General features: G+C 42.7%; 1 protein-coding gene. It reads right to left on the reverse strand.

What is annotated here, in order from left to right; translation table 11 throughout:
* A partial coding sequence (locus tag AC0IXC_RS29235) for a hypothetical protein (RefSeq protein ID WP_471653720.1) occupies window positions 1-242 on the reverse strand: 242 nt, incomplete at its 3' end.
* Window positions 243-260: the final 18 nt, after the last annotated feature.

Below are 260 nucleotides of genomic sequence, written 5' to 3' on the forward strand. Positions count from 1 at the left end.
TCGTCACCTGTAAACCGTAGGTACGCGGCATAAGATGCGCCTGCCTTTTTTTCATGCTCTCGAAGTTCCAGAATCGTAGAGGCAATTGCATTATCCATATTGCCGAGTGATTTTTTATTGAGAATAGAATTCCCCGTCTTACTGTTGTACTCAAGTGTAATCCCCTGTGCTTTAAGAACCTCTTCAACGAAGTTCGTACCTGTTGCAAACTTTCTGCCAGTTAAATCTTCAATGCGCGTCATGCATTCTTGGGTTAATAC

The organism is Bacillus sp. AC266 (assembly GCF_979253805.1).